This is a genomic window from Streptomyces durmitorensis, from assembly GCF_023498005.1.
Taxonomy (GTDB): domain Bacteria; phylum Actinomycetota; class Actinomycetes; order Streptomycetales; family Streptomycetaceae; genus Streptomyces; species Streptomyces durmitorensis.
The window spans coordinates 5,165,821-5,191,549 of sequence record NZ_CP097289.1; the positions used below are offsets into that span (position 1 = coordinate 5,165,821).

Below are 25,729 nucleotides of genomic sequence, written 5' to 3' on the forward strand. Positions count from 1 at the left end.
GTGCGGGGGCGGCGCCGCGGGCCCGCCGAACGCGCGCGTGCGCCGTTGGTGCGCCCCTTCCCGGTGGGCATGGAACGGGCATCAGGCAGTACGCCTTCGAGGAGGAGACCCATGGCTGAGTCCCCGATGACCGAACCCGTCCCCGAGCAGCCGGCCGATACGCCCGGTCTGCCCGCCCTCGTGCTCCTCGGCGCCTGCGGCTGCGGCTCGGGCTGCGGCTGCGGCTGCCAGTCGGGCGGACCGTGCCAGTGCGGTGGCTGCTGCGGCTGAGGCATCTGGCGTGACGGGGTGTGCCCTGCCCCGCCGCGACGAGGTGTGCCCCGCCACGAAGGGTGTGCCCCGCACCGATGGTGCGGGGCACACCCCTTCGCGCGCAGGCCGACCGCTGCCGGACTCAGGCGCCCTCGACCGGCGTCCCAGCCGTCTGGATTTCGTCCGCGTGCTCGCCGGTGACCAGGTAGACGACCCTCTTCGCCACCGAGACCGCGTGGTCCGCGAAGCGCTCGTAGTAGCGGCCCAGGAGCGTCACGTCCACGGCCGTCTCGATGCCGTGCTTCCAGCGGTCGTCCATCAGGTGCTGGAAGAGCGTCCGGTGCAGCAGGTCCATCTCGTCGTCGTCCTGCTCCAGCTGGAGCGCCAGGTCGACGTCCTTCGTGATGATGACCTCCGCCGCCTTGGCCATGAGGCGCTGCGCCAGCTGGCCCATCTCCAGGATCGTCGCGTGCAGGTCGTGCGGAACGGCCGACGCCGGAAAGCGCAGCCGGGCCAGCTTGGCGACGTGCTGGGCGAGGTCGCCCGAGCGCTCCAGGTCGGCGCTCATCCGCAGCGAGGTGACGACGATGCGCAGGTCGGTGGCGACCGGCTGCTGCCGCGCGAGCAGGGCTATCGCGCGCGCCTCCAGTTCGTGCTGGAGATCGTCGACCTTCTGGTCGGCGGCGATCACGCTCTCCGCCAGCTTCAGATCGGCGTCGAGCATGGCCGTCGTGGCGCGCCCGATCGCGGACCCGACCAGACGGGCCATCTCGACCAGGCCCTCGCCGATCGAGTCAAGTTCCTCGTGGTACGCGTCCCGCATGTGGATGTCCCTCTCTAGTACGTCCCGGGGGGTGACCCCCACGCTCCCACGGTGCGGGTCGGACGCGTCCGTTTCCGACATCCCGAATGAACCACCCCTGTCACCGAGGTGAACTGTGGGCGACGCGTGGCACGCTCCCCGGAGCCGCACCGGCGAGGACCGGAGTAACCCGTTCAGCGGAAGTGAACCATCACCGTCCCCTCGGTGAACTCTGGGCGACGAGTGTTCGAGTGCGCACCCGTATGGCTGTGGTCCGTGCGTAAAGGGCGCATAACCTGGAGGCATGGACGTGAACGCGGCGGTCGCCGCAGCGGCAGCGATCGCCGGGGTGTGCACCGGTGTCATCGCCATGCTGGCGTTCCGCTGGAGCGAGCGCGACCTGAAACGCCCCACCCGGACCTCCCTGCACACAGACCCCGTACTGCCGCCCGGCGTCGACACGGTGCTCTCCGTGCTCCGCTCGTCCGCCGTCGTCCTCGACGAGGCGGACAGCGTCGTCAAGGCCAGCTCGGCCGCGTACGCGCTCGGCCTGGTCCGTGGCGGCAAGCTCGCCGTGGAACCCATGCTCCAGATGGCGCGCGACACCCGGCGCGACGGCGAGATACGCCAGGTCGAGCTCGACCTGCCACGCCGCGGCACCGGCCGGGGCGAGGCCCTCGCCGTCTCCGCCCGCGTGGCCCCCCTCGGCTCCCGCCTGGTCCTGCTCCTGGTGGAGGACCTCACCGAGGCCCGCCGCATCGAAGCCGTACGACGCGACTTCGTCGCGAACGTGAGCCATGAGCTCAAGACCCCGGTAGGGGCGCTCTCCCTCCTCTCCGAGGCCGTCATGGACGCCTCGGACGACCCCGAGGCCGTCGAGCGCTTCGCGGGCCGCATGCAGATCGAGGCCACGCGCCTGACCAACCTCGTCCAGGAACTCATCGACCTCTCCCGGGTCCAGAACGACGACCCCCTGGAGGACGCCGAACCCGTCCGTGTCGATGAACTGGTGGCGGAGGCGATCGACCGCAGCCGTCACCAGGCCTCCCACAAGCAGATCACCATGGCCGCGGGCGGCACCGCCGACCTGCAGATATGGGGCAACCGCGGCCAGCTCGCGGCGGCACTCGGCAACCTCGTCGAGAACGCCGTGAACTACTCGCCCGCACGCACCCGCGTGGGCATCGCCGCCCGCCGGGTCACCGCACCGGGCGGAGACCTCATCGAGGTGGCCGTCACCGACCAGGGGATCGGCATCTCCGACAAGGACAAGGAGCGCATCTTCGAGCGCTTCTACCGAGTGGACCCGGCGCGCTCCCGCGCCACCGGCGGCACCGGCCTAGGCCTCGCCATCGTCAAACACGTGGCCGCCTCGCACGGCGGGGAGGTCACCGTGTGGAGCTCCGAGGGACAGGGCTCCACCTTCACCCTGCGGCTGCCCGAAGCAGCCGCGAACCGCGACCGCGGATCCGGTCACGGCGGTGTCGGCAGCGAAGCCGACACCGCACGGCCCGACGAGACCACTGCGTACGAACCCATTCCTGCCCCGGAGGTCCTTCCGTGACCCGAGTGCTCGTCGTCGAGGACGAGGAATCCTTCAGCGACGCCCTGTCCTACATGCTCCGCAAAGAGGGCTTCGAGGTCGCCATCGCGGCCACCGGACCCGACGGACTCGACGAGTTCGAGCGCAACGGCGCCGACCTCGTCCTGCTCGACCTGATGCTGCCGGGCCTGCCCGGCACGGAGGTCTGCCGCCAGCTGCGCAGCCGTTCCAACGTCCCGGTGATCATGGTCACCGCCAAGGACAGCGAGATCGACAAGGTGGTCGGCCTGGAAATAGGAGCCGACGACTACGTCACGAAGCCCTTCTCGTCCCGCGAGCTCGTGGCCCGCATCCGCGCGGTCCTGCGCCGCCGGGGCGAGCCCGAGGAGGTCGCACCGCAGGCCCTGGAGGCAGGCCCGGTCCGCATGGACGTGGACCGCCACGTGGTGACGGTCTCCGGCTCCAAGGTCGACCTGCCCCTCAAGGAGTTCGACCTCCTGGAGATGCTCCTGCGCAACGCGGGCCGCGTCCTGACCCGCATGCAGCTCATCGACCGAGTCTGGGGCGCGGACTACGTGGGCGACACCAAGACCCTCGACGTCCACGTCAAGCGCCTGCGCGCCAAGATCGAACCGGACCCGGGCGCGCCGCGCTACCTGGTGACGGTGCGGGGTCTGGGCTACAAGTTCGAGCCGTAAACCGCAGATGGGTGGAGCGCCCCGAGTCGGCGCGCTACGGGGTGCGTCAAGAAGAGGCTCGAACCGGACCCGGGCGCGCCGCGCTACCTGGTGACGGTGCGGGGTCTGGGGGTCTGGGCTACAAGTCCGAGCCGTAGACGGCCCCCGGTAGACGGGCGCACGCGGACACACGAGAGGGCGGGAACCCGGCACCGGGTTCCCGCCCTCTCGCTCGTACGTACGTCGATCAGTGCCCGGAACCAGCACCCGCGGCCGCGTCGTGCGACGCGGCGCCGGACGGGTCCGTGTTCGCCGCACCGGACGCGCTGCCCGACGGCTGTCCGGACGGCTGCCCCGAAGGGTTGGCGCCGCCGGTCGCGCCCTCGGTGGGCTCACCGCTCGCGGAGCCCGAGGGCTTCGTCGACGGCTTCGCGTCCGGGGCCTCGGGAACCTCGGTCGGGCCCCACTTCTTGAAGTAGCTCTCCGCCGGCACGACGAAGGTCTTCATCTTCACGTCGCCGGTCTTGCTGAAGGCGAAGGTGACCGGCTGCGCGTTGCCGTCCTTGACGGCCTCGCGGCTGCTGGGCAGGACGGCCGACGCGTTGTCCTTGCCGCCGATGATGACGGAGCCACCGGCGGGGATGGTCAGCGGACCCCCGCGCTTGGAGGTCTTGTCGTCCTTGGCCGGCGTGATCTTGGCCGTCTTGCCGGTGCCGATGACCTTGATCTCGTCCAGGGTCTGATCGGTGCTGCCGTTGTTGAAGATCGTGGCGGCGACCACGGCGGGACCCGTCGACTTCAGGTCGGGCTGGGTGATCACCATGGCGTTCTGGATCTTGATGTCGCCGACGGCGGTCGCGGCGTTGTCCGGCTTGATCTCGTGCGTCTGAGCGTTGTTACCGGCGCCGCACGCGGCGAGCGACGCGAGCGAGAACGCGATGGCGGTGGCGGCGATGGCGCCACGTCGAAGGCTGCGGCTCACGGCGGCGGCAACTCCTTGAACGAGGGCGGTACGGGAGGGGCGGGCGGCCGTAAAGCCGTCCTAAGTGTGTGTCAGCGGGCTTAGGTTACCGAGCCGTTCCCGCGCCACCGCACCCGACCCGCCCCTACGGCCCGCGAGCCTCTCTCGCGGCACTCCGGTCCCGCCGCACATGTTGCTTCCGTTCCCGCCGCACAAGCCACTTCCGTCACTCTGACGCCATTGGCCTCTCGTTCACCATTCACATAAGCGCCGTCAAGGGTCGCCGCGGCCCGTCCTGCGGATTTCCGGTAAGGAATGCATGGCGGTCCGGGGAAGTCCGGGGAAGTCCCGGAAATTGATCACCGCGGGGCGCTTGATCAATTCCGGATTCACGTCGAACGGCGACCGGCACGTGTCTCCGGTCGCCGAACGGAGTAGCGGAAGTTCACCGCTTGGAACCTGGCAAACCGGGACGTTCAGCCTCGTGGAGCGCTCTCGGAGGGCGTGTGACGGGCGCGTTTCCGCTTCCCCGGAGAGCCGCTCCCACCTGCGAATACCTCGCTCCACAAGCCCTTCGCAGCACGTTCCTGTTGCTGTTGTCAAGCCCCGAGATATGCCCTGACCTGCGAAAACGCCATTCAGAAGAGGCGGTTCTCGTGTTAGGATGGATAGCCACGGAAGGGGTACCTGTCACATGACGTTCAAGGTTGGCGACACCGTGGTCTATCCCCATCACGGGGCCGCGCTGATCGAGGCCATTGAGACTCGCCAGATCAAAGGCGTGGACAAGACCTACTTGGTGCTGAAGGTCGCCCAGGGCGACCTGACGGTACGTGTGCCTGCGGACAATGCGGAGTTCGTCGGCGTACGTGATGTGGTCGGTCAGGACGGGCTCGACCGGGTCTTCGAAGTACTGCGCGCGCCGTACGCCGAAGAGCCGACGAACTGGTCCCGTCGCTACAAGGCAAATCTCGAGAAGCTCGCATCGGGCGATGTCATCAAGGTCGCGGAAGTCGTGCGTGACCTGTGGCGTCGTGAGCGTGAGCGCGGACTGTCCGCGGGTGAGAAGCGCATGCTCGCCAAGGCTCGCCAGATCCTGGTGAGCGAGCTCGCCCTCGCGGAGAACACGAACGAGGACAAGGCCGAGGCCCTGCTTGACGAGGTCCTCGCGTCCTGATCGCGTCCTGACATACGCAACATACGCATACGTCTTGGCGCCATGAATGCCGCGGTGCCCGCTGACCCTCAATGGTGTCGCCGGGCGCTGCGGCATGTTCGTACCCGGACTTCATGCCCAGGCGCAGTCCCTGTTCCTTTGTCTTTGAATTCGTGCCTCGTACTACCCAGTACTACGTCACGTACTCGGTTCTGCTCGGTGTGCGAGCCGGGCTCGGGCAGCTGACTCGACCAGATGTCACGGAAGGGTCCGGTCAAGGCGTTCGCGCCCGGCTCGCTGAGGCCATACCCACCTCGCCCGAGCCCACAAACCTGAACGGAAGCGATGTCTGAGGAATCCCGCACCGCGGTCGTGATCCCCGCCGCAGGACGCGGCGTACGGCTCGGCCCGGGCGCCCCCAAGGCGCTCCGCGCGCTGAACGGCACGCCCATGCTCATCCACGCCGTACGGGCCATGGCCGCGTCCCGCGCCGTGTCGCTCGTCGTCGTCGTGGCCCCACCGGAGGGCGCGGCCGAGGTCAAGTCACTCCTGGCCGACCACGCACTGCCCGAGCGCACCGACTTCATGGTGGTCCCCGGAGGCGAGACCCGCCAGGAGTCCGTGAAGCTCGGCCTCGACGCCCTGCCCGAGGGCATCGGCGTCGTCCTGGTGCACGACGCGGCCCGCCCGCTCGTGCCCGTGGACACCGTCGACGGCGTCATCGAGGCCGTACGCGAGGGCGCACCGGCCGTCGTCCCCGCGCTGCCGCTCGCCGACACCGTCAAGCAGGTCGAGCCGGGGGACCCCAAACAGCCGGGCGCGCCCGAGCCCGTGGTGGCCACGCCCGAGCGGGCCCGCCTGCGCGCCGTGCAGACCCCGCAGGGCTTCGACCGCGACACCCTCGTGCGCGCCCACGCGACGGTTACCGAGAACGTCACGGACGACGCCAGCATGGTCGAGCAGCTGGGCCTCCAGGTCGTCGTCGTGCCCGGCCACGAAGAGGCCTTCAAGGTGACGCGGCCCCTCGACCTCGTCCTTGCCGAGGCCGTACTCGCCCGCAGGAGGGCCAACGATGGCTTCTGAGCAGCTGCGTCTCCCGCAGGTCGGCATCGGCACCGACGTGCACGCCTTCGAGGAAGGGCGTGAGCTGTGGTGTGCCGGGCTCCTCTGGGAGGGCGAGAGCGCCGGCCTCGCCGGGCACTCGGACGGTGACGTCGCCGCGCACGCCGCCTGCGACGCCCTGTTCTCCGCGGCCGGCATCGGCGACCTCGGCGCGCACTTCGGCACCAGCAGGCCCGAGTGGTCCGGCGCATCCGGTGTGACGCTGCTCGCCGAGGCGGCCAGGATCGTGCGCGCCGAAGGCTTCGAGATCGGCAACATCGCCGTCCAGGTCATCGGCGTACGACCCAAGGTCGGCAAGCGGCGCGACGAGGCGCAGAAGACGCTGAGCGCCGCAGCGGGCGCCCCGGTCGCCGTGTCCGGCACGACGACGGACGGCCTCGGCCTCACCGGCCGCGCCGAGGGCCTGGCCGCGATCGCGACGGCACTGGTCGTGCGGACGGACTGACCGGGGAACGTACCGGCGAGGGGGGAAATGCCGCTGCGGCGGGGTGTGTTGGAGCAGTATCGGGACAGCACGCCCCGCACAGCCGCACGGCATCCACCGACGCAGAAGAGCAGAAGAGAGGCACCCGCCATGGCCGCCGAACTGTCCGACAAGCTCAAGGCCCTTCTCGACACCCCCGTCTTCATCTCCGTCGCCACCATCCAGCCCGACGGCAGCCCTCAGGTCTCACCGGTCTGGGTGAAGCGCGACGGGGACGACCTGCTCTTCTCCACCACCCTCGGCCGCCGCAAGGAGAAGAACCTGCGCCGCGACCCGCGCGTGACGGTGCTGCTCCAGCCCTTCGACTCGCCGTACACGTACGCCGAGATCCGCGGCGAGGCGACGATGACCACCGAGGGCGGGCAGGAGCTCATCGACGAGCTGGCCCTGAAGTACACCGGCCTGAAGTACGTGGAGTTCAATCCGTCCTCCGTGAACGACGACCCCCGCGTCGTCGTCCGCGTCACTCCGCGCAAGGTCGTCGGCCGCCTCTGAGGGCTGCTCGCCCCCGCGCATGTCACAGTTCCGTGCCCTGTTGACCCAGGAGGTCGCAGGGCACTGTCCTTGGACCACTACCCTGGAGTGGTGACGATTCGCCTGTACGACACCAGCGCCCGGCAGATCCGAGACTTCAGCCCGCTCATCGACGGTTGTGTCTCGATCTACCTGTGTGGCGCGACGGTGCAGGCGGCCCCGCACATCGGGCACATCCGGTCGGGCCTCAACTTCGACATCATGCGCCGGTGGTTCGCCCACCGCGGCTACGACGTCACCTTCATCCGCAACGTCACGGACATCGACGACAAGATCATCCGGAAGTCGGCCGAGCAGGGCCGCCCGTGGTGGTCGATCGGGTACGAGAACGAGCGGGCCTTCAACGACGGCTACGACGTCCTCGGCTGCCTGCCGCCCACGTACGAACCGCGCGCCACCGGCCACATCACCGAGATGGTCGAGATGATGCGCGGCCTGATCGAGCGCGGCCACGCGTACGAGTCGGACGGCAACGTCTACTTCGACGTGAAGTCCTTCCCCGGCTATCTGGAGCTGTCCAACCAGGAGCTCGACAACCTCCTCCAGCCGTCGGGCGAGGGCGAGACCGGCAAGCGCGACCCGCGTGACTTCGCCATGTGGAAGACCGCCAAGGAGGGGGAGCCCAGCTGGGAGACCCCCTGGGGCCGCGGCCGTCCGGGCTGGCACCTGGAGTGCTCGGCGATGGCCCACAAGTACCTCGGCCGTGAGTTCGACATCCACGGCGGCGGCATCGACCTGATCTTCCCGCACCACGAGAACGAGATCGCGCAGGCCAAGGCCTTCGGCGACGCGTTCGCGCGGTACTGGGTGCACAACGGCTGGGTCACCATGAGCGGCGAGAAGATGTCCAAGTCGCTGGGCAACTCGGTCCTCGTGTCCGAGATGGTCAAGAAGTGGCGCCCGATCGTCCTGCGCTACTACCTGGGCACCCCGCACTACCGCTCGATGATCGAGTACAGCGAGGAGGCCCTGCGCGAGGCCGAGTCCGCGTTCGCGCGGATCGAGGGCTTCGTGCAGCGCGTGGTCGAGAAGGCCGGGGGCACCGTCGAGCCCGCCGCCCAGGTGCCGCCCGCCTTCGCCGACGCGATGGACGACGACCTGGGCGTCCCGCAGGCGCTGGCCATCGTCCACACGACGGTCCGGCAGGGCAATTCCGCCCTGGCCGCCGACGACAAGGAAGCCGCGGTGGAGCGGCTCGCCGAGGTGCGTGCCATGCTCGGCGTGCTCGGCCTCGACCCGCTCGACCCGCACTGGGCCGGTGAGGGCGACCGCGGAGAAGACCTCCACGGGGTCGTCGACACCCTCGTACGCCTCGTGCTCCAGCAGCGGGAGGCGGCGCGCGGCCGCAAGGACTGGGCCACCGCCGACGCCATCCGCGATCAGCTCAACCAGTCCGGTCTCGTCATCGAGGACGGCCCGAACGGACCGCGGTGGACTCTCGGCCCGCGCTGAGCGTCTGACCTCGCGATGTGCCGCCCGGCGACCCGGGCGGCACACTTCATATACGTACGCAGTCACGCAGTGGGCCGCCGCGCAGTTCGCGGGCAGCCACACGCATCACAGAGACAGGTAGGTCATGGCCGCTAACAACCGCCGCATGTCCGGCAAGAAGGGCGCGCAGGTCGGCAGCGGCGGAAATCGACGCCGCGGCCTTGAGGGCAAGGGCCCGACGCCGCCCGCCGAGGCGCGCAAGGGACACAAGAAGAACCGCATCGCCAACGCCGCGGCCAAGAAGGCCTCCGGCGGCCCCGGCGGCGGCCGGCGTCCCAGTGCCGTGAAGGGCCGCGGCAAGGGCACGTCCGAGATGGTCGTGGGGCGCAACTCCGTCGTCGAGGCGCTGCGCGAGGGCGTGCCCGCCTCGACGCTCTACGTCCAGCAGTTCATCGACAACGACGAGCGCGTGCGTGAGGCGCTGCAGCTCGCCGGTGAGCGCGGCGGCATCCACCTCATGGAGGCCCCGCGCCCCGAGCTGGACCGCATGACGAACGGCCTCAACCACCAGGGCCTCGTGCTCCAGGTGCCGCCGTACGAGTACGCCCACCCCGAGGAGCTCGCGGCCGCCGCGTTCGACCAGGGCGAGGACCCGCTGATCGTCGCCCTCGACGGCGTGACGGACCCGCGGAACCTGGGCGCCGTGGTGCGTTCCGCCTCCGCCTTCGGCGGTCACGGCGTGGTCGTCCCCGAGCGGCGTGCCGCCGGGATGACCGCCGGTGCCTGGAAGACGGCCGCCGGTGCCGCGGCGCGTACGCCCGTGGCGCGCGCGACGAACCTGACCCGCGTCCTTGAGGCCTACAAGAAGGCCGGGCTCGCGATCGTCGGGCTCGCCGCGGACGGCGACCACGAGGTCGGCGACCTGGAGGCGCTGTCCGGTCCCGTCGTCATCGTCATCGGCAGCGAGGGCAAGGGCCTCTCGCGGCTCGTCGGCGAGACCTGCGACTACCGCGTGCGCATCCCCATGCCGGGCGGCACGGAGTCCCTGAACGCCGGTGTGGCGGCGGGAGTCGTGCTCTACGAGGCGTCGCGGCGCCGGAGTTAGTCCGCACCCCGGACGCCCGTCGGCCCGCATTTCTCGGGCCGACGGGCGTTCGTGGGAGATCTTGACGCGGTCCGGACATTTCCGCGCGGTCAAGGCAGTGTCCTAAACACACATCACTCGGTTAGATGAGTGTGGACACCAGAACGCCCCGCAATCCCACGGGGGGAAGCTCGTCAGGGTTCGACGAAGCTCCCGCGCTGAGCATGGTGAAGGTGCCGAGCGACCCGGCGCAGGTCATCGTGAATCACGCGAGCTTCCGCGTGCAGCTCCCCACCGCGCAGCGGACCCAATCCCCGCGTATCGCACGGCACTTGAGCACTGCCGACGACACCGTGCGCATCCCCGCAGTCGGCTCCGCCGCACGGCGCCGCTCGCCCGTCGTCTGGAGCGGGAAGTCCGAGCCGGGTGACCCCGGAGCCACCGGACTCCTTCAGGCGGTGCGTGGCACCGGCGTGCGCCATTCGGTCGAAGCCGGCGGCTCCTCCTACGACGACGGAGGTGCCACGCAGGTCATCCCCCGCATCGACGAGGACGAACTCGAGAGCACGCAGGCCACGCCTGCCGTCATCGGGCCGCGGCACCCCGATCCCGAGACCCGGCTCATCCCGCGCATGCCGATGTCCCAGAGCGACCTCGACGAGCGGCTCCCCTACGAGGACGACGAGTTCGACGACGGCGACGACGACACGCGCCAGGTCGTCAGGCGGCACGGGGCCGATCCCGTGCGGCACGCCTATTACCCCGGTCGCCGCATGAACCTCGGCGTCGTGCTGCTCCCGCTGCGCGTCTTCCTCGGGTTCATCTCCATCTACGCCGGCATGGGCAAGCTCTGCGACCCCGTGTACTTCGACGGCGGCGACCGCGGCTCCATGGTCAAGTGGCTCAACTCGCTGCACCCCTGGGCGCTCGCCGAGCCGCTGCGGGACTTCGCGCTCTCGCACCCGGTGGGCGCGGGCCTCTGCATCGCCTTCCTCCAGATCATCGTGGGCGTGCTCACGGTGCTCGGGCTCTGGCAGCGGGTCGCGGCCAGCATCGGCGTGCTCCTGTCCGCCGCGCTCATCGTCACCGTCAGCTGGAAGACCGTCCCCGCCTACGACGCGCCGGACATCATCTATCTGGCCGCATGGTCGCCGCTGATCATCGCGGGCGCACCCGTCTACTCCGTCGACGGACGCCTCGCGGGCGAGGCCTGGCGGACGCTCGGGCCGCGCGTGGACATCTGGGAGCTGCGGCGCCGTGTGCTGCGGCGCGGCGCGCTCATCGGCTCGATCGTCGTCGGGCTCACGCTCCTCATCGGCTCGATGCTCGGCGGCGCGGTGCGCGATGCCGACCGCGTGACCGTGCCGGGGCCCGGCGAGGCCCCGCGCAACGAACTGCCGGGCTCGCCGCTTCCGGGGGAGCCCGGGAAGAAGCAGCAGCAGCGCCAGGGCCAGTCGCAGAGCCCCACGGCCTCCGGGGCGGGGGCGCCGACGCAGGGCAGCTCCGCGAGCCCCACGCAGGGTGCAGGCGCTGCGACCACGCCGGGCGCGGCGCGCGAGACCGCGGGCGCGGGCGCGGGCCAGGGGCAGCCGAGCCAGACGCAGGGCACCACGGGGCAGGCCCCGCCCCAGCAGTCCTCGCCCCAGCAGCCTCCGTCGTCGGCCACCGCAGGACCCACGTCCAGCGGCGGCAGCGGCGGTGCGCCCGAGGGCGGCACGAGCGGCGGCAGCACGGGCGGCGGCGGCAACGACCGGCTCGTGGGCGGGCTGCTCGGCGGCGGCTGAGGCCGAGCAGGCGCGTGACCGGCAGTACGCCGACGGGGCCCCGCACAGACACTGTGCGGGGCCCCGTCGGCGTATGCGGAGACGCGTGTGGCGAGGCGGCGAGGGCGGAGAGGGCGGCGAGGGCGGCCTCAACCGGTCTGTGCCGCGAGCTCCTTGGCCGCTTCCGTCAGGTCCTTGGCCGTGTCGATGGCCCGCCAGTACGCGCCCTGCGGCAGCGGGAAGCCCGCGAGGCTCTTCTCGCGGGCGAGGCGCGGGAACGTGGTGCGCTCGTGGTCGCCGCGGTCCGGCAGGAGCCCGGTGAAGGAGGCGGAGAAGACGTACACGCCCGCGTTGATCAGGTACGGGGACGGCGGGGACTCGATGAAGTCCGTGATGTGGCCGAACGCGTCCGTCTCGACGGCGCCCCACGGGATGCGGGGGCGGGCCAGGGCGAGGGTCGCGGTGGCGTCGCGCTCGGCGTGGAAGGCCGCCATGTCGCGCAGCGAGAAGCGGGTCCAGATGTCGCCGTTCGTCGCGTACCAGGGGCGGTCCGCGTGCGGGAGGTGGCGGGCGGCGTACTTGAGGCCGCCGCCGCGGCCCAGGGGTTCGGTCTCGACGACCGTGGTGACGTTCAGGGGGAGGTCCGCCGACTCCAGCCACTCCTGGAGCACTTCGGCGAGATGGCCGCACGAGACGACCGCGTCGGTCACGCCCTCGGCGGCCAGCCAGGAAAGCTGATGGCCGATGATCGGGGTCCCTGTGCCAGGGATCTCGACCATCGGCTTGGGCCGGTCGTCGGTGTACGGGCGGAGGCGCGAGCCTTGGCCTCCGGCCAGGATGACGGCCTGCGTGGGTCTGTGAGCGTGAGGGTCGCCGGTCATGCCGGAAACCCTACGTGCCGACCCCGTCAGCCGTTCTGGTGGGCGGCGACGCCCGCCGCGAAGGACGTGTCGCAGACCGGGCGCGAGTACGACTGGGCACGGCTCGGGCCGTACTTCTGGACTGCGGCGCGGCCGAGGGCACGGGCGATGGAGACGCAGTGCCGGGCGAGCGACGGGTGGCGGTTCACCTCCTGCTGGAGGTGGGTGAGCGCGACGCCCGGGTTCCTGTCCTGGAGCTCCAGGAGCAGCCGGTCGCGCAGGACGTCCTGCGGCGCGCGGGACTTGGCCGGTACGGAGAGGTCGTCGGCGGATGCGGTGAGCATCGAATCCGAGGAGTTCCCGGACCAGTTGACGCTGGTGACCGCGAGGGTCCCGGAGAGCACCAGCATCACGGGCAGGACGAGGGAGAGCGTGCGGCCGATGCGTCGGGCGGGGCCTCGGTGGGCTCGGCGCGGCTTCTGGGTGTAGTTGGCGGAGTGCGTCACGCGAGTGAGCGTAGCGGTCGGTGATGATTTGGCGACATTACGTCACTCGGTCGAGCGACGGAGAATGAGGTTTCTCTGGAGCGGCGTTGACGGGCGCCGGGCGAAATGACCGGTCTGCCGGGGTATTTGTCGACACCATGGGCGAACGCGCAGGGCCCCGCACCGAAGTGCGGGGCCCTCCGTATGGCGCGGGGCCAGTCGGTGAGGTCAGTCGGTGAGGCGCTCGCCCGTGGACGTCGAGAACACGTGGATCTCGCCCGGACGCGGCACGACGTGCAGCTGCGTGCCCTTCTCCGGGACCTTGCGGCCGTTCACGCGGACCACGAGGTCCTTGTGCTCGCCGCCGACCTCGGCGGAGCCGTAGACGTAGCCGTCGGCGCCGAGCTCCTCGACGACGTTCACGGAGACGGCGAGGCCCGCCGGGGCGTCCTCGGTCTCCTTGGAGAGGGACTTGGCGGTGGAGCCGTCCTGCTCGACGATGTCGAAGTGCTCCGGACGGACGCCGACCGTGACCGTGCGGTCGCCCTTGTCGGCCGCGGCGGACAGCGCCTCGCGGTTGACCGGCACGACGGAGTTGCCGAACTTCACGCCGCCGTCGGTGATCGGGACCTCGACGAGGTTCATGGCGGGGGAGCCGATGAAGCCCGCGACGAAGAGGTTGGCCGGGCGGTCGTACATGTTGCGCGGCGAGTCGACCTGCTGGAGCAGACCGTCCTTGAGGACCGCGACACGGTCGCCCATGGTCATGGCCTCGACCTGGTCGTGGGTGACGTACACGGTGGTGATGCCGAGGCGGCGCTGGAGCGAGGCGATCTGCGTACGGGTGGAGACACGCAGCTTGGCGTCGAGGTTCGACAGCGGCTCGTCCATGAGGAACACCTGGGGCTCACGCACGATGGCGCGGCCCATGGCGACACGCTGGCGCTGACCACCGGAGAGCGCCTTGGGCTTGCGGCCCAGGTACTCGGTGAGGTCGAGGATCTTCGCCGCGTCCTCCACCTTCTGGCGGATCTCGGCCTTGTTGACGCCCGCGATCTTCAGGGCGAAGCCCATGTTGTCGGCGACCGTCATGTGCGGGTAGAGCGCGTAGTTCTGGAACACCATGGCGATGTCCCGGTCCTTGGGCGGCAGGTGCGTGACGTCGCGGTCACCGATGCGGATGGCGCCGGCGTTCACGTCCTCCAGGCCCGCGAGCATGCGCAGGGAGGTGGACTTTCCGCAGCCGGAGGGACCGACGAGGACGAGGAATTCGCCGTCCGCTACGTCGAGCTCGAGCTGGTCGACGGCGGGCTTGTCGCCACCCGGGTAGATGCGGGTCGCCTTGTCGAACGAAACAGTGGCCATGGTGAAGGCCCCCTTCACCGGCAGGAACGTGCCGGACGATCCGTTGTAAAGAGAGGAGTGGTGTAGTCCACCTGAGTGAACTGCTCGGACGGTACCCCGGGGGGGACCGGTCTGTCTGTAGTCCTGCACCCGCGACCTTCGAGGAAATTTTCGACGGGCGCACGGGCGGTGTTGGTTACACTGCTCGGGCACGTCAGTGCAGCGCATGCCTCCTTAGCTCAGATGGCCAGAGCAACGCACTTGTAATGCGTAGGTCGTCGGTTCGAATCCGACAGGGGGCTCGGAGCAGGGCGAAGGCCCAGGACGACGGAGAGGTGTCCTGGGCCTTCGTGCGTTCTCGTGCGTACGTCAGTGGCGGCCCGACAAGCGGTCCGCGATGCGGGCCAGGCGGGGGGCCCTGGCGGTCGGGGTGGTCAGTTCGTGGCGGTCCGCGTTGCGGTACGTCGCGTACATGCCCTGGACGCCGATCCAGCGGAACGGTTCCGGCTCCCACTTGCGGACCTTGTGGTTGACCCAGGGGAGTGTGGTGAGGTCGGTGCTGCCCGCCTGGCCCGAGTCCTGCTGGACCAGGTCGCGCAGGGTGCGGGCCGCGAGGTTGGCCGTGGCCACGCCCGAGCCGACGTAGCCGCCCGCCCAGCCGAGGCCCGTCGCGCGGTCCAGGGTGACGGTGGCGCACCAGTCGCGGGGGACGCCGAGCACGCCGGACCAGGCGTGGGCCACCTGTACTCCGGCCAGTTGGGGGAAGAAGCGGGTCAGGATTTCGTGGAGGGCTTCGATCGTGGCGGGTTGCGTGCGGCCGTCGTTGTCCGTGCGCGAGCCGTAGCGGTATGGGACGCCTCTGCCGCCCAGCGCGATGCGGCCGTCGGCGGTGCGCTGGGCGTACATGTACGCGTGCGCCATGTCGCCGAGCGTCTCGCGGCCCTCCCAGCCGATCGACTCCCATTGGGTGGGCGTGAGGGGTTCCGTTGCGATCATTGAGGAGTTCATGGGGAGCCAGGTGCGGCGCTGGCCCTTCAGGGACGCCGTGAAGCCCTCCGTGCAGCGCAGGATGTACGGGGCGCGGACCGTGCCGTACGGGGTGATGGCGTGCTTCGGCTTGATCTCCGTGACGGGGGTCGACTCGTGGATCGTGACGCCGAGCGCCTCGACCGCCGCCGCCAGGCCCTTCACCAGCTTCACCGGGTGCAGGCGCGCGCCGTGCGGGGTCCAGGTGGAGCCGACGGCGCCCGCGACGCGGATCCGGTCGGCCGTCTCCCGGGCGCCGTGCAGGGTGCGGTCCTTCTCGCCGTAGGCCAGTTCTGTTTCGTGGAAGGCTTTCAGGCGTGCCAACTGGGCTGGGGTGTACGCCACTTCGAGTACGCCGCCGTGGTGGATGTCCGCGTCGATCCCTTCCGCCCTCGCCGTCTCGATCACCTCGGTGACCGTGTCGTTCATCGCCTCCTGGAGGCGGACCGCCGCGTCCCTGCCGTGCAGGCGGGCGTAGCGGTCGCGGCCCGCGATGCCGTTGTAGAGCCAGCCGCCGTTGCGGCCGGAGGCTCCGTAGCCGCAGAACTTCTGCTCCAGGACGGTGATGCGGAGGAAGGGGGCGGCCTTCTTCAGGTAGTACGCGGTCCACAGGCCCGTGTAGCCGCCGCCGACTATGCAGACGTCGGCACTCTCGTCGCCCGGCAGGGGTTCGCGGGGGGCCGGGGTGCCGTGGTCCGCGTACCAGTACGAGATGCCGCCATTGATCGTGCTGCTCATGAGCCGGACGTTACTGCGCTGGTGGGGGCTTTGGGGAGGGGTACAGGGGAGGGCATTCCGATACGTTGATCCGGTGCGTGGCGATGTCGAAGCGTCACGTGCCGAGATCATGGAGGACTGTTCAGATGGCCGTACGCAAGGCCGCACGCAAGGCCGGGCGCATCGTCGCCGCGGTGGCCGCCACCGCACTCGTCGCCGGGGGCGCAGCCGCCTGCGGGCCCGAGGACCTCACGGGCGGGGGCGACGACAAGGGGGCGTCGGCCTCGGAGTCCGCGTCCGCAGGCGGTCCCGAGGCGAAGGAGCCGCCGGCCGGCACCGACGCGCTCGCCAAGACGCCCGCCACGGTGAAGGGCGGCGTGATCACGGTCGGCGACCCGAAGGCCGGGCACACGGTCAAGCTGTACGAGGACGCGCGCTGCCCGATCTGCAAGAAGTTCGAGGAGTCCGGCGCTCAGGCCCTGGTGAAGCCGGTGGCCGAGGGCAAGGTGAAGGTCGAGTACACGCTCGCCTCGTTCCTCGACAAGAACCTCGGCGGCAGCGGCTCGGTGAACGCGGCGAACGCGCTGCGGGCGTCGGTGGATGCGGGCAAGTTCCCGCAGTTCCACGCCGCGGTCTTCGCCAACCAGCCGGAGAGCGAGACCGAGGACGCCTACACGCCCGCCTTCCTGCTGAAGATCGCCGACAAGGTGGACGGTCTTCGGGGCGCCGAGTTCGACAAGGCCGTGCAGAAGGGGACGTACAAGAAGTGGGTCGGTGAGGCCATGCAGGCCTTCACCGACGACGGCATGCAGGGCACGCCGACCGTCGTCATCGACGGCAAGAAGGCGGACGCCAACTCGCTGTTCGATCAGGACGCGTTCGCCAAGGAGCTCAAGGCTTCCGGGATCTCCTGATCACCCATCGCGTCGGCGCCGGGCGTACGGCGCTCCGGGTCAGCGGGAAGCAGGCCAGGCCGATCAGGACCGAGGTGAAGTGGCCCAGGTCGGTGAAGGTCCTGCCGGTGATCAGCGGAGTGCCGTACACGGCGATGACGATCAGGAGATACGCGTGTCTCCAGGGTGTGGGGACCCAGTAGGTGAGGACCGCCACCACGCCCGCGAGGGCATAACTGACGCCCACATCAAGGGTGTTGACCGAGGACGGCGGCGCGGCGCCGTGGTGGATCGCGAGCGCGAGGACGCCCTCGCTGATGAGCGTGGCCATGATGTGCGCGCCCGCGGCCACCGCGAGCCAGCGCGCCGTGCCGAGCCAGCGTTCGGCGGTGGCGTGGAAGACGGTGTAGAGCACGGCGTACGAGAGCCAGGTGCCGCCGTCGGTCCACAGCGCGCTGGAGACCAGGACGCGGACGGGGTTCTTCGACAGCTCATGGATGTTCGTGGAGCGCTGCCGCAGGAAGTCCTGCTCGAACTCCGGTGACATGTGGTGCATCGCGACCGTCGTGACGAAGAGGACCGCGAGCCAGATGTACGTGCCGGGAGCGCTGCGGATGTAGGAGCGAATGCCGCCGGCGCAGGCCCGAATGCCGTCGGCGCAGGCCCGAATAATCCCCATGCGGCGATTCACCCACGCCGGTAGCGTCGCGAGGGTGATCGACATTCGCATTCCGGACGGGCTTATCGAGTCGCAGTACGCGTACGCGGGGGAGCCGGGCCGTGCCTTCATCGCGGCGCTGCCCGCGCGCGTGGCGGAGTTCGTGGAGCGGTGGGAGCTGACGGTCGACGGGCCCTCGATGCACGGCATGGCCGCGCTCGTGCTGCCCGTGGTGCGGCGGGACGGCACTCCCGCCGCGGTCAAGTTCCAGCTGCTCGACGAGGAGACCGAGGGGGAGCCCGTCGGGCTCCGGGTGTGGGACGGCGACGGGGCCGTGCGGCTGCTCGACCACGACGCGGGCACCGGAACGATGCTGCTCGAACGCCTGGACTCCGGGCGGATGTTGTCGACGATGGCGGGGGAGCGGGCGGACACGCGGAAGGCGGTCCTGGTCATCGCCGAGCTCCTCGCACGGCTCACCGCTGTGCCCGCGCCGGAGGGGATGCGGCGGCTCGGGGACATCGCGGGGGAGATGGTCGACGACCTGCCGGGGGCGCTGAAGGCGATCTCCGATCCGGCCGAGCGTGCGATCGTGGAGCGGTGCGGGGGCGCCGTGCGCGAGGTCATGGGGGAGCCCGGTGACCGGCTGCTGCACTGGGACCTGCACTTCGAGAACGTCCTCGCGGCCGAGCGCGAGCCGTGGCTCGCCATCGATCCGAAGCCGCTGGCCGGGGACCCCGGGTTCGACCTCTGGCCCGCGCTCAACAATCGCTTTGATGCTGACGATGTGCTGTGGCGGTTCGACGCGATGACCGAGGTGCTGGCGTTGGACAGGGAGCGGGCGCGCGCCTGGACCTTGGGGCGGGTGCTGCAGAACGCGCTCTGGGAGATCGAGGACGGGCGGGCGCTGGACGAGGACGATCTGGAGGTCGCGCGGCTGCTGCTCGGGGCGTGAGACGCAGGTTGGCCCCGGCGGGCGGTCTGGTTAGCCTGCGGCCATGATTCGTAGCGCCACGCCTGACGACGTTCCCCTGATCCACGCCATGGTCCGCGACCTCGCGGAGTACGAGAAGGCCCTCGACGAGGCAAGGGCCACCGAGGAGCAGCTGCGTGAGGCGCTCTTCGGGGAGCGGCCTGCCGCGTTCGCGCACATTGCGGTGGACGATGGGTCGGGTGCGGAGGAGGTCGTCGGGTTCTCGCTGTGGTTCCTGAACTTCTCCACGTGGCGTGGGGTGCACGGGATCTACCTGGAGGACCTGTACGTACGGCCCGAGGCGCGCGGCGGTGGCCACGGCAAGGCGCTGCTGACCGAGCTCGCGCGGATCTGTGAGGAGCGGGGTTACGAGCGGCTCGAATGGTCCGTGCTCGACTGGAACGAGCCGTCGATCAACTTCTACAGGTCGCTCGGTGCGCTGCCGCAGGACGGGTGGACCGTGTATCGGCTGACCGACGGGGCGCTGGCCGAGCTGGGTTCCTGAACCTCCGGGGGCTCAGGGGATGAGTACCACCTTGCCCGTGGTGCGGCGGTTCTCCAGGTCGGCGTGGGCCGTTGCCGCCTTCGACAGGGGGTAGCGCTGGACCGCCGGGGTGAAGTGGCCCTTCGCCGCTTCGGCGAGCGCCGCGAGCTCCAGGGTGCGGATGGGGTTGTCGCCGCCTGCCTTCCGCATCATCACCGGGCCCAGGACGTTGAGTTGCGTGATGCCGCGGGCCGCCAGCTGCTCGTCCGTGAGGGTGAGGGGCTCGCCGTCGTGCGGGCCCTTGCCCGACCAGCCGAAGACGAGGTGCGTGCCGCCGGGGGCGAGGAGGTCCACGGCGGCCAGGCCGGATGCCCCGCCGACTCCGTCGAAGACGACGGTCGCGCCCGGGACGCCGATCTTCGTCAGGAACGCGTGCGCCTCGTCCGGCCAGTCCGGGTTCCTGTAGTCGACGGCGAGGTCAGCGCCGTACGTGGCGACCCGGTCCGTCTTCTCCGGGCCGCCCGCCAGGCCGATGACCGTGGCGCCCGCGTGCTTGGCGTACTGGACCAGGAGCGTGCCGATGCCGCCCGCCGCCGCCGGGATGACGGCGACGGAGTCGGGGGTCAGCTCGGCGAACCGCAGGATTCCCATCGTCGTACGGCCCGTGCCGATCAGGGCCACGGCCTGTGCGTCGTCCAGGTCCTCGGGGAGCTCGTGCAGGCGGGACGCCTCCGTGACGACGAGCTCGGCGTATCCCCCGGGGGCGAAGCCGATGTGGGCGACCACGCGCTTGCCGAGCAGGGCGGGGTCGACTCCCTCGCCGAGGGACTCGACGGTGCCTGCCACCTCGCGGCCCGGGATCGTGGGCAGCTCGGGGAGTTCGGGGAGCGGGCCCTTGATTCCGGCGCGGATCGCGGTGTCCAGGAGGTGCACGCCCGCCGCGGTCACCGCGATGCGGACCTGGCCGGGGGCCGGTGCCGGGTCGGGGGCCTCCTCGTACGTGAGGTGCTCGGCCGGGCCGAAGGTGTGCAGGCGGATGGCGTGCATGGGGCTTGCTCCTTGGGCGTTGGGGCGTTGGGGCGTTGGGGCGTTCGGGTGTGGGGCGTTGGGGTGTGGGGTGTGGGGTGTGCGGCGCGGTTGTCGGTTCAGGGGTTGGACTCACCACCCTGGTTCCTCAAGCGGACTTGAGGTCAAGCCCCGCGGGGGCCAGCGCGAGCGTCACCGCCTCCAGTGCGCTGTTGAAGGAGACCTCGGAGAGCAGGCCGGGTGCCGCCACCTGGTCTCCGGCCAGGTAGACGTCGTTGCCGCGGTTGATCGCGGGGCGGTCGCGCCAGGTGGTGCCCGGCAGGTCCACCGCGCCGGTGCGGCCGTTGGACACGGCGTCGCGGCGCCAGACCAGGCGGTCGCGCCAGCCGGGGAAGCCGAGGTCGAGGAGGTGGTCGGCGCGGGCCGTGCCGTCCGCCTTGGACTCCTCGGGGGCGAGCGGGATCTGCCCCTGGATGAGTTCCTGTCCCGCGGGGGCGAGGGTGCGGTCCTGGGTGGTGAACCGTTCGACCCAGCCGGTCCTGTCCAGGTCGGAGATCGCGAAGGGGTCGCCCTTGCGGGTTCTGAGGGCCACGTCGACGAGGGTGGTGCGGGCGCTGTCCCACTGGAGGGTGTCGTCCTGGAGGAGGCGGCGGGCCGCGGGGAGGGACGTGGCGACGATGACGGGGCCCGCGGCGGGGAGCGAGGTGAGGGTGTCGACGCGGGACAGCGTCTCCACGCGTACGCCCAGGTTCCAGGCGAGTGTCGCCATGCGGTCGATGACCGAGCCCCAGCCGCCGCGCGGGTAGTGCGCCTCCGGGGGCAGCTTCGTGGCGCGGCGCAGGCGTTCGTGCACGAACCTGGCGGAGAGGGAGCCGGGGTCGTGGTGGAACGTCGCCACGGCGATGTAGTGAGCGGCGGCGCGTGCGCCTTCCTCGCCGACCTCGCCGGTGGCCCAGGTCATGAAGTCCTGCTCCACGGGGGCCTGTTCGGGCTTGCGGCGCAGGAGCTTCAGCATCGCGAGGGGTGGGGTGCGGCGGAGCTTTCCCTGGTGGTGGAGGCGGAGGCGGGTGCCTTCGATGGGCGGGAGTGGGGCGAGGGGGCCGATGAGGTCGCGCTGCTTGAGCCAGGTCCAGTGGGGGCCGCCGTTGTAGAGGGCGTGCGGGCCTTCGTTCGTGCGGTACGTGCCTTCGGCGGTGCGGGCTCGGCCGCCGAGGGTGTGGTGGGACTCGTGCAGGGTGACCCGGGCGCCGGCTTCGGCGGCGGAGATGGCCGCGGTGAGGCCGGCGAAGCCGCCGCCGATGATGGTCAGGGGGGTGGCGGGCTTGGACATGGGGTGGGCTCCTGTCGTGGACGGGTGGCTTTGGTTGCGGTCACTCGGTACGACGGACGGGGGTGCCCGGGATGTGACATCGGGGTGTCACGGCGTTGTCGGTGGCGGGTAGAGGGGGCCGTGGGTGTCAGTGGGTGGGTGCACGATGGGTGCATGGGACAGAAGGATCGGCAGAGGGACGCGGCAGGGGTGAAGAAGGCTCGGCGGCCCGAGGTGCGGTTGCCCGTGCTGCGGGGGTTCGGGGAGTTGGGGCTCGGCGGGGGCGAGTTGGAGCCTGACGGGGACTATGACGGGGTCGAGTTCCGGGACCTCGATCTCGCGGGGCAGGACGGCGGGGGAGCGCTGTTCCTGGACTGTGCGGTGACGGGCTGCGGGGTGACCGAGACGCGGCTCAGCAGGGCGCGGTTCGTGGACTCCGTGTTGACGGAGCTGCGGGGGGTCGGCACGGAGCTGGTGGAGGCTTCGCTGCGGGACGTGGAGGTGGTGGACGCGCGGCTGGGGGGCGTTCAGCTGCACGGGAGTGTGCTGGAGCGGGTGGTCGTGCGGGGCGGGAAGATCGACTATCTGAACCTGCGGAAGGCGCGGTTGAAGGACGTCGTCTTCGAGGGGTGCGTGCTGGTCGAGCCGGACTTCGGGCAGGCGTCTCTAGAGCGGGTGGAGTTCGTGGGCTGCGTGCTGAAGGGGGCGGACTTCAGCGGGGTCCGGATGAAGGATGTCGACCTGAGGGAGGCCGCAGAGGTGGGCATCATGCGGGGGATCGACTGCTTGGCGGGGTCGGTGATCAGTACTGCGCAGCTCATGGATCTGGCGCCGGCGTTCGCTGCGCAGGTGGGTGTGCGGGTGGACTAGCGTCCGGCTTGGCGGTGCGGTGTCGCTGCGGCTGCGGGTGCGGGTGCGTGCGGGTGGACTAGCGTCCGGCTTTGGCGGGCTGCGGGGGTGTCCGTCTGTGGGGGCGGGGCCCTTCGGGTGTGTTCCCGGCTGCGGGTGTATTCGTGCTGCGGGTCTGCTCCGGCTGTGGGTGCGTGGCCGGGTGCGGGTGTATTCGTGCTGCGGGGTCGGTCCGTCTTGTGGGCGGGGCCGTGCCGGTATGTCCGTCCTCGCTATCGTCCGGTGGCCGCTGGGCTGCTTCGGGGATGGAGTGCGGGGAGCCGTGCTCCGGGCGGACATACCGGCCCGTCCCCTCGCGAGTGCTCCCGGCTGCAGGTGCACCCGTGCTGCGGCGCCACTCCATCTGGGTGCGGGGCCGTGCCGGTATGTCCGTCCTCGCTATCGTCCGGTGGCCGCGGGGTTGCTTCGGTGTTGGAGTGTCGGGAGCCGTGCTCCGGGCGGACATACCGGCACGTCCCCTTGGGGGCGCTGCCGACTGCCGGTGCGTGCGGGCCGGTCTCCCATGGCTGGGGCGCGTCCCTGCTGACACTCACCGGCCCACCCCGGCTGGATGCTTCCCGCTCCCGTCAGAGCACCCTGGCACCGCGGGGCAATCGGGTGGGTGGTGGGAAAGGCTTGTTCGGTGCGGTCGGGGCTGCGGGGGTGAACCGCTGGGCGCCTACGCCCGGGGGAAGCGGGACTGGAGGGCCCAGATTGCGGGGTTGTCCGACAGGGGCTCGTGGAGGTCCGTGAGGTCCGCCAGGAGGTCCTGGAGGAAGTCCCGCGCCTCGCGGCGGAGTTCGGAGTGGGAGAAGGTCAGCGGGGGGTCCTCCGCCCGCATCCAGTCCGCCTCGATGTCCACCCAGCCGAACCGCCGCGTGAACAGCATGCGGTCCGTCGACTCCGTGAAGTCGAGCTCCGCGTACTGAGGGCGGGAGGCCCGGCTCCCCCGGGGGTCCTGATCCAGGAGCTCGACGATGTCGCACAGCGCCCACGCGAAGTCGAGGACGGGAACCCATCCCCAGGCTGTGGACAGCTCCCGGTCCGCCTTCGTGTCCGCGAGATACACGTCCCCGCAGAACAGGTCGTGCCGCAGCGCGTGGACGTCCGCGCGGCGGTAGTCGAACTGCGGGGGGTCGGGAAAGCGGTGGGAGAGGGCGTAGCCGATGTCGAGCACGTGGTTGATGGTGTCATGGCCCGTGAGGGGGACGACCGCGCTGCTCACGGCAGCAGGCGTTGTTCCTTCGCCACCGCCACCGCTCCCGCCCTCGTGTCCACGCCGAGCTTGTCGTAGATCCGGCCCAGGTGCGTCTTGACCGTGGCCTCGCTGATGAACAGCGCGCGGGCGATGTCGCGGTTGCCGAGCCCGTGGGAGAGCTGCGCGAGGATGTCGAGCTCGCGGTCGGTGAGCGTGGGCAGCGGCTTGCGCATGCGGGCCATCACGCGGGACGCGACCGGCGGGGAGAGCGTGGTGCGGCCCTGCGCGGCGGCGTGGATCGCGGCGAAGAGCTCCTCGGGGCGTTCGGCCTTCAGGAGGTAGCCCGTCGCGCCCGCCTCGATGGCGCGGGTGATGTCGGCGTCCGTGTCGTATGTGGTCAGGACCAGGACGTGGGGTGGGCGGGGTGTGGCGGATGACGTGATGTGGCGCGTTGCCTCCACGCCGTCCATTCCCTCGCCCAGCTGCAGGTCCATCAGGACCACGTCCGGGGTCAGCTTCGCGGCAAGGGCGATCGCCTCCTCGCCCGTGCCCGCCTCGCCGACCACCTCGATGTCCGGCGCGCTGCCGAGCAGGGCGAGCAGTCCGGCGCGTACGACGATGTGGTCGTCGCAGACCACGAGGCGGACCGGGGGTGCGGGGGGCGTCATGGGGACTCCTGGGGGGTCAGCGGGATCGAGACCGAGAGGACCGTGCCCTCGCCCGGTGTCGACTCGATCGTCAGTGTGCCGCCGAGCTGCCGCGCACGGGCGCGGATCGCGGGAAGGCCGTGTCCCCGCCGGTCCGATGCGGGCGGCTGCTGCGCGGGCGTGAAGCCGCGGCCGTCGTCCGCGACGTCGAGCACCACCTGGTCGTCCAGGTGCGTGAGCGTCAGCGCCGCCGTCGTCGCAAAGGCGTGCTCCGTCACATTGGCGAGGGCGCCCTGCGCGATGCGAAGGAGCGCGGACCGCGTCTGGTCGGGGAGTGGCGCGGGCGTGCCCTCGGAGTGGAAGCGGACCGCGAGGCCCGCGTCCTGCGCGGTGCGCGCGGCCAGCGTCCGAAGGGCCTCGTCGAGGCCGCCGCCGTCGGCGAGGTCGGCGGGCGCCAGGTCGTGCACGAAGCGGCGTGCCTCGGCCAGGCCGCGTTCGGTGATCGACTCGGCGGTACGGACATGGGCGCGGGCCTTGGCCGGGTCCGTGTCCCAGACGCGGTCGGCGGCCTGGAGCAGCATCTGCTGGCTGGACAGGCCCTGGGCGAGGGTGTCGTGGATCTCCATGGAGATGCGCTGGCGTTCGGCGAGGGTGCCTTCGCGGCGCTCGGTGGCGGCCAGTTCGCGGCGGGTGCGGATGAGGTCGTCGATCAGTTCGCGCTGGCGGGCCGCCTGGCGCTGCATGTAGGCGAAGACGGCTGTCGCGATTGCCGACACGGCGGGCGGCCCGAGGATCAGGTCCGGGTCGTAGCGGCCCGCGAGGCGCAGTTGGGACGCGACGACACAGCCGGTCAGGACGGCCACCAGGACCAGAGCCGCGCGCAGGGGCAGCATCCGCATGCCGGTGAAGAAGAGCGGCACCGCGCACCATCCGAAGCTCGGCGCGAGGATCACGAGGACCAGCCAGACCGCGACGACCAGGGCGAGCCAGGAGAGGCGGCGGGGGGTGCGGCTGGTGCGGCGGGTGCCGGGTGCCGGGCCGCCGGGAGAGCGGGGCGCGGAACGGTTCCCCAGCAGGGGCAGGGCGTAGAGGACGGCGAGGACCACGGAGAGCGCGATGATCCACGGGACGCGCGCACCTCCGGGGTGGCGCAGCAGGAAGCGGGCCAGCGAGGCGCCCAGGAGCAGGTAGAACGCCGTGTGCATGACGGCCGCGAGCCAGCGGGCGTCCGGGTCCGGCGTGCGGGGGGCCAGGCCGGGCGGGCCGGGTGGGCGCTGACCCTGACCCTGGCCGTGTCGTCCCTGGCGGTGTCGTCCCTGCCCGTGTCCCTGGTCCACTGGGCGCCTCCTCTCGTACTGCCGTCACGCGGTCGCTGAACTGGGCAAACACCCTCATTGTGACCCGGTGGGGCC

26 protein-coding genes and 1 tRNA gene are annotated in these 25,729 nt (G+C 70.9%); 15 read left to right on the forward strand and 12 right to left on the reverse strand.

Features of this window, described 5'->3' with window-relative positions; translation table 11 throughout:
• The first annotated feature begins 111 nt into the window (after positions 1-111).
• Positions 112-270 (forward strand): hypothetical protein, encoded by a 159-nt coding sequence (locus M4V62_RS23230; protein ID WP_249589159.1) that lies wholly within the window; start codon positions 112-114, stop codon positions 268-270.
• 124 nt (positions 271-394) lie between these two features.
• Here M4V62_RS23230 and phoU read toward each other — a convergent pair whose 3' ends face one another.
• A complete protein-coding gene (gene phoU, locus M4V62_RS23235) occupies positions 395-1,075 on the reverse strand; it encodes a phosphate signaling complex protein PhoU (RefSeq protein ID WP_249592945.1) in 681 nt (226 codons plus the stop codon).
• Positions 1,076-1,358: 283 nt separating this feature from the next.
• Between phoU and phoR the strand changes: the two genes are divergently transcribed.
• A complete protein-coding gene (gene phoR, locus M4V62_RS23240; RefSeq protein ID WP_249589160.1) occupies positions 1,359-2,618 on the forward strand; it encodes a two-component system sensor histidine kinase PhoR in 1,260 nt (419 codons plus the stop codon).
• The gene (gene phoP, locus M4V62_RS23245; RefSeq protein WP_030362171.1) at positions 2,615-3,295 is read left to right on the forward strand and encodes a two-component system response regulator PhoP; all 681 of its coding nucleotides are present in this window, start codon (positions 2,615-2,617) and stop codon (positions 3,293-3,295) included. Before phoR ends, phoP begins: the two co-directional genes overlap by 4 nt.
• 226 nt (positions 3,296-3,521) lie before the next feature.
• Here the strand turns inward: phoP and M4V62_RS23250 are convergent, their stop codons facing one another.
• Positions 3,522-4,256, reverse strand: coding sequence for a copper chaperone PCu(A)C domain-containing protein (locus tag M4V62_RS23250; protein ID WP_249589161.1), 735 nt, complete (start codon positions 4,254-4,256; stop codon positions 3,522-3,524).
• A 673-nt stretch (positions 4,257-4,929) separates the two neighbouring features.
• On the opposite strand from M4V62_RS23250, the gene M4V62_RS23255 reads away from it, so the two are divergent.
• The 7 genes from M4V62_RS23255 (at position 4,930) to M4V62_RS23285 (ending at position 11,830) form a co-directional block, all read left to right on the forward strand.
• Positions 4,930-5,412, forward strand: coding sequence for a CarD family transcriptional regulator (locus M4V62_RS23255; protein WP_003953493.1), 483 nt, complete (start codon positions 4,930-4,932; stop codon positions 5,410-5,412).
• Between the two features lie 324 nt (positions 5,413-5,736).
• Positions 5,737-6,474 carry a 2-C-methyl-D-erythritol 4-phosphate cytidylyltransferase gene (gene ispD / locus M4V62_RS23260; RefSeq protein WP_249589162.1) on the forward strand — a complete coding sequence of 246 codons (738 nt, stop codon included), beginning with the start codon at positions 5,737-5,739 and terminating at the stop codon, positions 6,472-6,474.
• Positions 6,464-6,958: a 2-C-methyl-D-erythritol 2,4-cyclodiphosphate synthase gene (ispF, locus tag M4V62_RS23265; RefSeq protein WP_249589163.1), complete on the forward strand. Its 495-nt coding sequence runs from the start codon at positions 6,464-6,466 to the stop codon at positions 6,956-6,958. The genes ispD and ispF overlap by 11 nt, the downstream gene beginning before the upstream one ends.
• 129 nt (positions 6,959-7,087) lie before the next feature.
• Positions 7,088-7,492, forward strand: coding sequence for a PPOX class F420-dependent oxidoreductase (locus M4V62_RS23270; protein ID WP_249589164.1), 405 nt, complete (start codon positions 7,088-7,090; stop codon positions 7,490-7,492).
• A 90-nt stretch (positions 7,493-7,582) separates the two neighbouring features.
• A complete protein-coding gene (gene cysS / locus M4V62_RS23275) occupies positions 7,583-8,983 on the forward strand; it encodes a cysteine--tRNA ligase (RefSeq protein WP_249589165.1) in 1,401 nt (466 codons plus the stop codon).
• A 124-nt stretch (positions 8,984-9,107) separates the two neighbouring features.
• On the forward strand, positions 9,108-10,067 hold the full coding sequence (gene rlmB / locus M4V62_RS23280) for a 23S rRNA (guanosine(2251)-2'-O)-methyltransferase RlmB (protein WP_249589166.1): 960 nt from the start codon (positions 9,108-9,110) through the stop codon (positions 10,065-10,067).
• Between the two features lie 125 nt (positions 10,068-10,192).
• Complete coding sequence (locus tag M4V62_RS23285) at positions 10,193-11,830, forward strand: DoxX family protein (protein WP_249589167.1); 1,638 nt, start codon at positions 10,193-10,195, stop codon at positions 11,828-11,830.
• 128 nt (positions 11,831-11,958) lie between these two features.
• Here the strand turns inward: M4V62_RS23285 and M4V62_RS23290 are convergent, their stop codons facing one another.
• The 3 genes from M4V62_RS23290 to M4V62_RS23300 all read right to left on the reverse strand — a co-directional run bounded on the left by M4V62_RS23290 (position 11,959) and on the right by M4V62_RS23300 (position 14,519).
• The gene (locus M4V62_RS23290) at positions 11,959-12,690 is read right to left on the reverse strand and encodes a nucleotidyltransferase family protein (RefSeq protein WP_249589168.1); all 732 of its coding nucleotides are present in this window, start codon (positions 12,688-12,690) and stop codon (positions 11,959-11,961) included.
• A gap of 26 nt (positions 12,691-12,716) precedes the next feature.
• Entirely contained in the window at positions 12,717-13,175 is a 459-nt protein-coding gene (locus tag M4V62_RS23295; protein WP_249589169.1) for a hypothetical protein, read from the reverse strand.
• A 207-nt stretch (positions 13,176-13,382) separates the two neighbouring features.
• The gene (locus M4V62_RS23300; protein ID WP_249589170.1) at positions 13,383-14,519 is read right to left on the reverse strand and encodes an ABC transporter ATP-binding protein; all 1,137 of its coding nucleotides are present in this window, start codon (positions 14,517-14,519) and stop codon (positions 13,383-13,385) included.
• 207 nt (positions 14,520-14,726) lie between these two features.
• On the opposite strand from M4V62_RS23300, the gene M4V62_RS23305 reads away from it, so the two are divergent.
• Positions 14,727-14,800 (forward strand) — tRNA-Thr (locus M4V62_RS23305).
• A gap of 67 nt (positions 14,801-14,867) precedes the next feature.
• Here M4V62_RS23305 and M4V62_RS23310 read toward each other — a convergent pair.
• Positions 14,868-16,262, reverse strand: a complete 1,395-nt coding sequence (locus M4V62_RS23310; protein ID WP_249589171.1) for an NAD(P)/FAD-dependent oxidoreductase — start codon at positions 16,260-16,262, stop codon at positions 14,868-14,870.
• Between the two features lie 125 nt (positions 16,263-16,387).
• On the opposite strand from M4V62_RS23310, the gene M4V62_RS23315 reads away from it, so the two are divergent.
• Positions 16,388-17,155, forward strand: a complete 768-nt coding sequence (locus M4V62_RS23315; RefSeq protein ID WP_249589172.1) for a DsbA family protein — start codon at positions 16,388-16,390, stop codon at positions 17,153-17,155.
• Here M4V62_RS23315 and M4V62_RS23320 read toward each other — a convergent pair.
• Positions 17,133-17,813 (reverse strand): rhomboid-like protein, encoded by a 681-nt coding sequence (locus M4V62_RS23320; protein WP_249589173.1) that lies wholly within the window; start codon positions 17,811-17,813, stop codon positions 17,133-17,135. The two genes, M4V62_RS23315 and M4V62_RS23320, sit on opposite strands and share 23 nt — an antisense overlap.
• On the opposite strand from M4V62_RS23320, the gene M4V62_RS23325 reads away from it, so the two are divergent.
• Both M4V62_RS23325 and M4V62_RS23330 read left to right on the forward strand, forming a co-directional pair.
• Entirely contained in the window at positions 17,812-18,747 is a 936-nt protein-coding gene (locus M4V62_RS23325; protein WP_249589174.1) for an aminoglycoside phosphotransferase family protein, read from the forward strand. The genes M4V62_RS23320 and M4V62_RS23325 overlap by 2 nt on opposite strands.
• 43 nt (positions 18,748-18,790) lie before the next feature.
• Positions 18,791-19,270 carry a GNAT family N-acetyltransferase gene (locus M4V62_RS23330; RefSeq protein WP_249589175.1) on the forward strand — a complete coding sequence of 160 codons (480 nt, stop codon included), beginning with the start codon at positions 18,791-18,793 and terminating at the stop codon, positions 19,268-19,270.
• Between the two features lie 12 nt (positions 19,271-19,282).
• Here M4V62_RS23330 and M4V62_RS23335 read toward each other — a convergent pair whose 3' ends face one another.
• Together M4V62_RS23335 and M4V62_RS23340 are read right to left on the reverse strand one after the other, a co-directional pair.
• On the reverse strand, positions 19,283-20,296 hold the full coding sequence (locus M4V62_RS23335) for a zinc-binding dehydrogenase (protein ID WP_249589176.1): 1,014 nt from the start codon (positions 20,294-20,296) through the stop codon (positions 19,283-19,285).
• A gap of 127 nt (positions 20,297-20,423) precedes the next feature.
• Entirely contained in the window at positions 20,424-21,605 is a 1,182-nt protein-coding gene (locus M4V62_RS23340; protein ID WP_249589177.1) for an FAD-dependent oxidoreductase, read from the reverse strand.
• 153 nt (positions 21,606-21,758) lie between these two features.
• Here M4V62_RS23340 and M4V62_RS23345 point away from each other — a divergent pair, with 153 nt between their 5' ends.
• A complete protein-coding gene (locus M4V62_RS23345; RefSeq protein WP_249589178.1) occupies positions 21,759-22,454 on the forward strand; it encodes a pentapeptide repeat-containing protein in 696 nt (231 codons plus the stop codon).
• Between the two features lie 697 nt (positions 22,455-23,151).
• On the opposite strand, the gene M4V62_RS23350 is transcribed toward M4V62_RS23345, so the two are convergent.
• The 3 genes from M4V62_RS23350 to M4V62_RS23360 are packed head-to-tail and all read right to left on the reverse strand — an operon-like array spanning position 23,152 to position 25,654.
• The gene (locus M4V62_RS23350; RefSeq protein WP_249592946.1) at positions 23,152-23,649 is read right to left on the reverse strand and encodes a hypothetical protein; all 498 of its coding nucleotides are present in this window, start codon (positions 23,647-23,649) and stop codon (positions 23,152-23,154) included.
• 44 nt (positions 23,650-23,693) lie between these two features.
• Positions 23,694-24,338 (reverse strand): response regulator, encoded by a 645-nt coding sequence (locus M4V62_RS23355; protein WP_249589179.1) that lies wholly within the window; start codon positions 24,336-24,338, stop codon positions 23,694-23,696.
• Positions 24,335-25,654 carry a sensor histidine kinase gene (locus tag M4V62_RS23360; RefSeq protein ID WP_425575276.1) on the reverse strand — a complete coding sequence of 440 codons (1,320 nt, stop codon included), beginning with the start codon at positions 25,652-25,654 and terminating at the stop codon, positions 24,335-24,337. Before M4V62_RS23360 ends, M4V62_RS23355 begins: the two co-directional genes overlap by 4 nt.
• Positions 25,655-25,729 lie beyond the last annotated feature (75 nt).

What these genes read in the sequence shown, in the direction of transcription:
- M4V62_RS23310 (WP_249589171.1), bottom strand. Translation starts at nt 16,262, where the DNA reads ATGAGCAGCACGATCAATGGCGGCATCTCGTACTGGTACGCGGACCAC.
- M4V62_RS23285 (WP_249589167.1), top strand. Translation starts at nt 10,193, where the DNA reads ATGAGTGTGGACACCAGAACGCCCCGCAATCCCACGGGGGGAAGCTCG.
- phoR (WP_249589160.1), top strand. Translation starts at nt 1,359, where the DNA reads ATGGACGTGAACGCGGCGGTCGCCGCAGCGGCAGCGATCGCCGGGGTG.
- M4V62_RS23270 (WP_249589164.1), top strand. Translation starts at nt 7,088, where the DNA reads ATGGCCGCCGAACTGTCCGACAAGCTCAAGGCCCTTCTCGACACCCCC.
- M4V62_RS23325 (WP_249589174.1), top strand. Translation starts at nt 17,812, where the DNA reads ATGCGGCGATTCACCCACGCCGGTAGCGTCGCGAGGGTGATCGACATT.
- M4V62_RS23355 (WP_249589179.1), bottom strand. Translation starts at nt 24,338, where the DNA reads ATGACGCCCCCCGCACCCCCGGTCCGCCTCGTGGTCTGCGACGACCAC.
- M4V62_RS23335 (WP_249589176.1), bottom strand. Translation starts at nt 20,296, where the DNA reads ATGCACGCCATCCGCCTGCACACCTTCGGCCCGGCCGAGCACCTCACG.
- M4V62_RS23330 (WP_249589175.1), top strand. Translation starts at nt 18,791, where the DNA reads ATGATTCGTAGCGCCACGCCTGACGACGTTCCCCTGATCCACGCCATG.
- M4V62_RS23340 (WP_249589177.1), bottom strand. Translation starts at nt 21,605, where the DNA reads ATGTCCAAGCCCGCCACCCCCCTGACCATCATCGGCGGCGGCTTCGCC.
- M4V62_RS23300 (WP_249589170.1), bottom strand. Translation starts at nt 14,519, where the DNA reads ATGGCCACTGTTTCGTTCGACAAGGCGACCCGCATCTACCCGGGTGGC.
- M4V62_RS23345 (WP_249589178.1), top strand. Translation starts at nt 21,759, where the DNA reads ATGGGACAGAAGGATCGGCAGAGGGACGCGGCAGGGGTGAAGAAGGCT.
- M4V62_RS23230 (WP_249589159.1), top strand. Translation starts at nt 112, where the DNA reads ATGGCTGAGTCCCCGATGACCGAACCCGTCCCCGAGCAGCCGGCCGAT.
- ispD (WP_249589162.1), top strand. Translation starts at nt 5,737, where the DNA reads ATGTCTGAGGAATCCCGCACCGCGGTCGTGATCCCCGCCGCAGGACGC.
- M4V62_RS23255 (WP_003953493.1), top strand. Translation starts at nt 4,930, where the DNA reads ATGACGTTCAAGGTTGGCGACACCGTGGTCTATCCCCATCACGGGGCC.
- M4V62_RS23315 (WP_249589172.1), top strand. Translation starts at nt 16,388, where the DNA reads ATGGCCGTACGCAAGGCCGCACGCAAGGCCGGGCGCATCGTCGCCGCG.
- ispF (WP_249589163.1), top strand. Translation starts at nt 6,464, where the DNA reads ATGGCTTCTGAGCAGCTGCGTCTCCCGCAGGTCGGCATCGGCACCGAC.
- phoU (WP_249592945.1), bottom strand. Translation starts at nt 1,075, where the DNA reads ATGCGGGACGCGTACCACGAGGAACTTGACTCGATCGGCGAGGGCCTG.
- rlmB (WP_249589166.1), top strand. Translation starts at nt 9,108, where the DNA reads ATGGCCGCTAACAACCGCCGCATGTCCGGCAAGAAGGGCGCGCAGGTC.
- M4V62_RS23290 (WP_249589168.1), bottom strand. Translation starts at nt 12,690, where the DNA reads ATGACCGGCGACCCTCACGCTCACAGACCCACGCAGGCCGTCATCCTG.
- M4V62_RS23320 (WP_249589173.1), bottom strand. Translation starts at nt 17,813, where the DNA reads ATGGGGATTATTCGGGCCTGCGCCGACGGCATTCGGGCCTGCGCCGGC.